This is a genomic window from Mangrovimonas xylaniphaga, from assembly GCF_001280435.1.
GTDB lineage: Bacteria > Bacteroidota > Bacteroidia > Flavobacteriales > Flavobacteriaceae > Mangrovimonas_A > Mangrovimonas_A xylaniphaga.
The window spans coordinates 1-8,409 of the sequence record NZ_LBIP01000033.1 but is presented as its reverse complement, the minus strand read 5'-3'; the positions used below and the strand labels follow the sequence as shown (position 1 = coordinate 8,409).

Below are 8,409 nucleotides of genomic sequence, written 5' to 3'. Positions count from 1 at the left end.
ATAGGGTAACCCTAACCGATGCCAAGTCCTGTGAGGCCACAGAGACGGTAACCATCGGTGAGCCGGATGCCATAGCAGTGGACTACCATACCATAGACATTACCTGTACCTCTACGGGCGTATCCCAGGGATCCATCATTATCGATGGAGTAACGGGAGGGACGGCCCCATACAATTATTTTGTAACCGGAACGAACGGTTACGACAACTCCGAGCTGAACGCCACGGGCTCCACTTCGGTGAGCTTTGACGTGGTGGATTTCGGGCTTTACCAGATCAATGTGGTGGATGCCAACGGCTGTTCGGTTTTGATCCAGGATGTCTTGGTGGCCTCGCCACCGACCGATCTTGATATCAATATCGCCAGCACAGTGGACTGTACCACAGGAGGAGAGGCGGTAGTGAGCATCGGTTCCACCTTGGTGAGCTCCGGGCCATTTTATTTCAGCATCTACCAGGGACCGGTATCGGTATATCCAAACCCAGCGGGATCATGGATCCCAGAGGATGCCCCGGGCAGCCAGTCGGCCACCTTTACGGGACTGACCCCAGGGGTGAGCTATACGTTTATCGTATACGATGCATCGACCAACTGTAGCTATTTTGAACCGGCCACCACACCGATCCCGACCAACTCGACCCTAACGGCCACGGCCGTATCGGCAGCGAACATCAGCTGTACGGGCAGTGCGGACGGAACCGTGTCGTTCACCATCAACAGTTCCTATGGGACTTCCATCAACATCGACTACGAAGTGTTCGATACCCTTACTCAGGAACCTGCAGGGGTGACCGGATCTGGAACGGTAGGGGGCAACGGCTCCTTGACGGTAACGGACCTTGGACCGCTACCATTTGGAAACTACTACGTACTGATCACGGAGAACACGGGGCCGAATGCCGGCTGTAGCATTGTGACCATTCCGTTCAACATTACCGAATCGGAGATCCCTTTGAGCCTGAGCACATCGATCGACCAGAATGCGAACTGTAACGTAGCCTCTGGACAGATCAGTGCGGTGGGACACGACGGAACGGCGCCTTACCAATACCAAGTAACAACCACGGCAACCGCACCTTCGGAAACGGATGCAGCATGGGCCTCGGCCAGTACCTTCAGCTTGGATGCAGGGGACTACTATGTGCACGTGATGGATGCCTATGGCTGTATCGTGAGCAGTCCAGTGGTGGTACTGCCAGCGGACCCTTCCCCGGAAATCTCGGCAACGCTTGCCGATGAATGTCTGGATGTGGACGGTACCTATGAAATGACAGTGAGCCTTGACATTGCAGGAATCCCTCCATATAGCTATAGCATCGATGGCGGCGCCTTCCAGACACAGACGGCACCGTTTACCATAACGAACCTAGCCTCGGGCGACCATACGGTAGAGGTGAAGGATGCCAACGGCTGTGGGAACACGGTAACGGTGAGCATTGCGGCACCGCTGAACATAACGCCATCTGTAGAGGCACTGCCTACCTGTAACAACGACGATGGACAATTGTCCATTGCAACTGTGGGAGGTTCAGGAACATTTACCTATGCCATCAGTCCGAACCCGGCCACGGTAAGCCTGTCGGGCAATGTGTTCTCGGGACTGCCTTCGGGACTATATACCATTACGGTTACGGATACGGTGACTTCCTGTGAGGAAGTTGTAGAGGTATCCCTACCGGCAGCGGTACTGCCAACCTTTACGACCACGCCAAGTACCGTGACCTGTTTTGGTGACGATACGGGCGCCTTCGATATCAACGTGTCCAACTACTCCGGGGCCTATACCTATGAGGTATTCGACAATGCCGGGGTATCGGTAACGGGAGCGGTAGCGGCCAATACGGCTACCAATCCACAAACGGTAACGGGCATGAATGCCGGTACCTTTACGGTGGTGATCACCGAAACGGACGTTCCGTTCTGTTCGGCAACCGCTACGGTGGTGATAGGCTCGCCTTCCGAAGAGTTGACTTTAACGGCCACGGAAACCTCCAACGTAACCTGTACCGATGACCAGGGAACCATTACGGCTATTGCCGAAGGGGGATGGGGCACTTATGAATATGAACTGACCGGAGCCGCCACGGTGGCTTATTCACCAAACGGAACCTTTACGGGACTTTCTGCAGGGACCTATACCGTGAACGTTATGGACGCACAGGGCTGTATTGCCTCTGCGGACGTGATCCTGGAAGTTCCAGAGCCTATTGCAGCAACTTTTACTCCTAGCACGACTATGCTGTCCTGTTTTGGGGATGAGAACGCTACGATTGTTATAGACAACGTAACGGGAGGCCAAGAAAGCAACTATACCTATACCTTGAATACTCTGGCTCCTATAGCAAGTACCTCTGGACCGCAGACCTCTAACGAGTTTGCCAACTTGGGGGCAGGGACCTACAACGTGACCATCACCGATGGCTATGGCTGTAGCACCACTTCTGTGGACATTGCCATCTCCGAGCCAACGGCCATAGAGGCCAGTTTAGTGAAGAGCGCCTCGCCGACCTGTCTGAACGATGGGGAGCTTACCCTGAGCGCTACGGGCGGAACGGGAGGCTATACCTATAGCGATACCAGTGCCTTTACCACGGTATTGGGGTCGTTCACGTCCTCCGTATCCTTTACGGTACCGGCGGGAAGCTATGAATATTACGTTAAGGATGCCAATGGCTGTATAGCGATAGTATCCAACGAGATCACCATCGATCCGCTTCCGGAGCTGAACATCGAATTGGCCTCTACCAACCCGACCATCAACTGTGCGGGCGACAACAACGGAACCATTGTTGCCGTTGCCGAGGGAGGCCTTGGGGGTTATGTCTATACCCTGCAGGATGCTTCTGGTAATGCCATCCCGACTGCGGTACAGGATACCCCTGGGGTGTTCACGGAGCTGTTGGCGGGTACCTATACGGTACATGTACAGAGTGGTGATTGTGAAAGCACTTCAGCGACCATCAACATTACCGAGCCTGATGCGCCATTGGAAGCTACGTTCGAGATCAACAATGTTGCCTGTTACGGTGGCAATGACGGTTCCCTTGTGATTACCGCTACGGGAGGAACGGGCATCATCAAATATGCCATCTCCCCACAGATGGACCAGTTCTTCGAGACCAATGTGTTCGAGAACCTTTGGCCAGGGGACTACGAGGTAATCGTTCAGGACGAACTGGGCTGTTATGTAATGTTCAGCTTTACCATCACCGAGCCGGAACCTTTGATCGTGAGCATCGTGCCCGATTCCATATTGCCGACCCCATGTGCGGGCGACAACGACGGGGAGTTCAGTATCGAGATCTCCGGAGGAACGGCGCCTTACAGCGTAAGCCTTGACGAGTACGATGGTCCCTATACCACAGGAGCTGCAGGGCAGACGGTATTTGACTTTACGGAACTCTCCGGAGGGGACCATATCGTATACGTGCGCGACAGCATGGGCTGTGAATCGGAGTGGAACATCACCTTCCCGGAGGCGGTGAACCTGGACCCGTTGTTGGAAGTGGAGTATGTATGTATCGACAACTTCTCCACAAACATCGTGACCGTTTTGATAGACGAGAGCGTGGATCCTGCCGAAGTGGACTACTCACTGAACGGCGGTCCTTATCAGGTGAGCAATGTGTTCGAGAACGTGCCTCCAGGAACGGACCACTATATTGAGGTGCGCCATACCAATGGCTGTATCCAGACCACGGAGTTCTTTGATATAGGTGTGTTCATGCCTGTGGACCTGGCCCTTAACGAAGGGGACCAGAACCAGATTGTGGCCCTGGCCACGGGAGGTAACGGAGAGTATACCTTCACCCTTAACGACGAGGACTACGGCAGTGAGAATACCTTTATCATCTCTGAGACGGGCGAGTACCTTGTAACGGTAACGGACAGCAACGGCTGTATCGCCGAGGCAAGGATCTACCTAGAGTATGTGGACCCATGCATCCCGAACTACTTTACCCCGAACGGGGACGGTATCCAGGACACCTGGGCACCCTGTACGGAGGACTTCCCGAACCTGGAGTTCGATATATACGACAGGTACGGGCGTAAGGTGGGGACCTACCACCAGGGCCAGTACTGGGACGGACGTTACAACAACCAGGAGCTGCCAACGGGCGACTACTGGTACGTGGTGAGGCTCAACAGCTCAAACAACGACAGAGAGTTTGTTGGACATTTTACACTGTATAGATAATAATTCAATGTTTAGAAGACCCCAAATACACTAATCATATGAAAAAGATAATTACTTATATTTTTCTAATAGCAATTGGTCAAGCCTACGGCCAAGAGCTTAACCTACCAGTTTGGACGCAGTATCTTGCGGACAACGATTTTGTGGTTTCTCCAACCTACGCTGGAATTGGGGATAACCTAAGGATACGCCTTAATGGTCTCACACAGTGGGTGGGGATTAAGGACGCGCCGGATAACCAAGCATTGTATGCTGATTTTAGGATTGCGGATCGATCTGGAGTGGGATTGTCACTTTATAATGACAAGAATGGAAACACACGTCAAAAAGGGGTGAAGTTCTCTTTTGCGCACCACTTGGTATTGGATTACACTTCCGAGCAGTATTTGTCTTTTGGGATTTCTTATAACATCAATAGTTTTAGAATAGCTATTGAGAATTTTGAACCCAACTATGAGACTCCTGTATTAGATCAAAGTGTTACTGACGATCGTGCAGTAAACAATAACAACTTTGATGTAGGGGTACTTTATAGAAACAAAGGATACTATTTAAGTTTAAATGTTAACAACATCTTGAAGAAGGATATTGATGATTTTTATACTATAAATGGAAGAGAAGAACCAAGCCTTCTTTTAAATTATCAACTGTATTCAGGTCTTGTTATTCAAAGTAAGGAAAACAAACGCGTGGAGTATGAACCTTCGGTATTCTTCCAGTATTTTGGAAGTGACGGACGTTCAGCTACAGACGTCAACTTCAAGTATCGAAAATTCAACAGAAAGGAAGATTATTATTGGGTAGGACTGTCGTACCGCTTTTTAAATGACCAGTTCTTCAAGCCTCTTAATATTGGCCCAATGGCCGGAATTATGAAGTCGAAATTCTATTTTGCCTATTCGTATCAAATAACCACCAATGCTTTGGCTGGTTATAATTCTGGAACGCATAGTATCACTATCGGAATCGACTTCCTGCAGGGAATTAGTAACTGCCCATGTACAAAATAAAAATAGTATGAACGTGAAAATTAATTGATTAGATATGCCTATGAAAACATAATTACTATAACACATATTAAATAATAAGGACACCATAATTTTTTCCAACGATGCCCCTTGTTGGAAAATAACCAAACAAACCAAACACCATGAAAAAACCTACTTTTTCAAGAATTGCCATTATTATTGTGTTGTTAATTTTGGGGAGTCAGTCATATGCCCAAAATTACGTGCCTTTTACACCAAGGTTTAATGAGGATTTAAAAGGAGATATTATCCTGATAGGAAATAACATCCTAGGTCCAGACAATAATGCTTTTAATGACGGATCGGTATACAACCACGATGTGGATATGACCTATATCGATATCGATAATGATGCTTCAACCTTTAGTTCATCCAGTGCCGATTTAGAGATTCCCAATCCCAATTGTTACCAAATTATTTATGCTGGATTATATTGGGGAGCGGTAACCAATGGTAGCGAATCCATTACCGATGTAAAACTAAAAGGCCCTACAGGAGATTACCATGATGTACAGGGAACCATTGTCTACAACGCCAATGGCACAGCCACGGGAGATAGCTTTCCGTATTCCTGTTACGCAGATGTCACCTCGATTGTAACCAATTTGGATACTGATTTAGGTACTTATACGGTAGCCAATGTATCTTCTGCTGAAGGAGAAACAGGGTCTTTTAATCCTCGAAACGGAACTGGATATTCTGCAGGATGGTCCCTTTTTGTGGTTTATGAAGATCCAACCTTACCAGGGAAATCCATTACCAGTTTTGATGGTTTTAGCGCCATTAGTAGTTCGGTAAATACCGATGTATCTGTTTCTGGATTTAGAACGGTGCCAGCTCCAGCACCTGTAAGAGCAACCTTTGCTTTTGCGGCTTTGGAAGGGGATAAGCCTATTCAAAATGATAGGATGTTACTTAACGGAACGCCTTTATCGGCTGCCGATCGTCCTGCCAATAACTTTTTCAATAGTTCTGTAACTCAATTAAGTGCTACGCCTGTAGATAATAGGGTACCTAACAGTACCAATACCCTCGGTTTTGATACAGGGGTGATGGTGGTCCCCAATCCCGGAAACACATTGATTGCTAATGATGCTACTTCCGCAGTAGTGACTCTTGAAAGTGATCAGGATGTGTACTTTCAATATTTCTTCGCTTTTGCGGTAGAGATTATTGAGCCAAACATTGTCTTGACAAAAATTGTGGAGGATGATGAAGGAAATAACATTGGAGGTGAAACAGTTGGATTAAGTCAACCTTTAAACTACATTATTGGGTTTCAAAATACGGGAAATGACAATGCTACCAATCTTGAAATCAAGGATATTCTGCCAATCAATATCATCTTCAATTATCCAGAAGATTTAGAATTACCAGAAGGTGTCACGGCTGTGAGTTATGATCCAGATACAAGAGAGCTTATTTTAAATGTTGCCGATTATTTGGTGGAAGAAGGCGATCCTGTTCTGGAAATTATCATTCATGCCCAAACGGTAGATACCTGTAACCAATTGGCAGATTCCTGTTCCAATATTATCAATAACCAAGCCTTTGCAACATATAATGGATATTGGAACCCTGATTTTTTAATTACCGATGACCCTAGTTACAGTAGTAATACAGGTTGTTTAATTTCACCTCAAGCCACTAACTTTTTAGGGGATTTGGATGATTGTACCTTCGAGGAAAATGTGGTGCTTTGTGGGGCCAGTGTACAATTAACGGCCGCCAGTGGCTACGATGAGTATTCTTGGTCTACAAGTCCTTCCGGATCACCGGTAATAGGCACAACCCAAACCATTTCTGTTACCGAAACAGGAACTTATTACGTTCACAATACGGCTATTGCACCTTGTCAATCTATAGATCAGGTATTTCATGTGACCACTTTTGGGGCAGGGATGACCAATCCGGTGATTCCATTTGCAGATGAAGTGGTTATTTGTCCTAACGACGGAAAAGAACTTCCAAATATCTTTTTATGTGGCGCTAATGATTCAAGAGAAATCAACACCAATATTTCAAGCGCTACGTCCATTATTTGGGAGAAGTTGGATGAGTCTAGCTGCGAAGCGGTTGCAAACCAAGATTGTGCCAACGAAAATGATGCCTGTACTTGGAACCAAGTGGGAACAGGTCCAGATTTTACGTCTGATACTTCTGGTCAGTTTAGGTTGACCATTAACTTTGAAGGAGGCTGTTTCGTGCAGTTCTATTTCAACGTATATCAAAATTTATTGAATCCAACGGCTGTTGGTCAAGATATTATCTGTTCCACTCCGGGAAGTATTAAGGTGGGAAGCGTACCTTCTGGGTATGAATACAGTTTGGATGGCGTTACCTATCAAACCAGTAATGTATTCACCGTAAATGCTCCTGGGGTATATACTGTATATATCAGACAAATTGGAGTAGAAACCAATCCTTGTGTGTTTACAACGCCACAGGTACAAATCATGGAAAGTGATTTTACAGCAACAAGCATGATTGAACAACCTTTGTGTCACGACGATAAAGGTAGTATCCAATTAGCGGCTATCGATGCTGAGCCTCAGTATTACTTTGAATTATATAGTAATGGTACTTTGGTGAACAGTGTTGGGCCTATCGATGAAAACAATTACACTTTTGAAAATTTAAACCCAGGAACCTATACAGCAACCGTTGAAACAGAAGATGGCTGTGTATATTCTGAAGATGTGACCATTGTGGAACCTCCTTTATTGGAAGCCACGGCTGCACTAACAGTGCCATTAACGTGTACCGATGGGGAAATTACAGTATACCCAATTGGAGGAACACCTCCTTATTTCTATTTTGTAAATAGTGATACTGAATTCCAGTCGGTACCTGAGATTGTGGTAACGGCTCCGGGAGTATTTAATATTACCGTTGTAGATTCCAATAATTGTAGTGTTGAAACGAGTATTACTGTGGAAAGTTCTCCAGCACCAGAATTTACGATTGACCAAACAAATATTACTTGTGCTTCTTTAGATAATTCAGGAAGTATCACAGTTACTGTAACCGAAGCATACGGAAGCTCTCTAGCTTACAGCATCGACGGGGGATTGACTTTTGTAAGTTCACCGGTGTTCACGGGTCTTGCGGAAGGGGACTACGAAGTAGTGCTCCAATATACCTTGGGAAGTTCGGTGTGTCTGACGGAGCCACAGACGGTG

2 protein-coding genes and 1 pseudogene are annotated in these 8,409 nt (G+C 46.9%); all 3 read left to right on the top strand.

The genetic code is table 11. From position 1 onward, the window contains the following. Positions 1-77: 77 nt before the first annotated feature. The gene (locus tag ZA06_RS16570; protein ID WP_240472325.1) at positions 78-4,199 is read left to right on the top strand and encodes a T9SS type B sorting domain-containing protein; all 4,122 of its coding nucleotides are present in this window, start codon (positions 78-80) and stop codon (positions 4,197-4,199) included. A 38-nt stretch (positions 4,200-4,237) separates the two neighbouring features. After that, positions 4,238-5,209 (top strand): PorP/SprF family type IX secretion system membrane protein, encoded by a 972-nt coding sequence (locus tag ZA06_RS16565; RefSeq protein WP_053978614.1) that lies wholly within the window; start codon positions 4,238-4,240, stop codon positions 5,207-5,209. A 140-nt stretch (positions 5,210-5,349) separates the two neighbouring features. Then, a pseudogene (locus ZA06_RS16560) lies at positions 5,350-8,409 on the top strand (T9SS type B sorting domain-containing protein); the annotation flags it as partial.

What these genes read in the sequence shown, in the direction of transcription:
- ZA06_RS16565 (WP_053978614.1), top strand. Translation starts at nt 4,238, where the DNA reads ATGAAAAAGATAATTACTTATATTTTTCTAATAGCAATTGGTCAAGCC.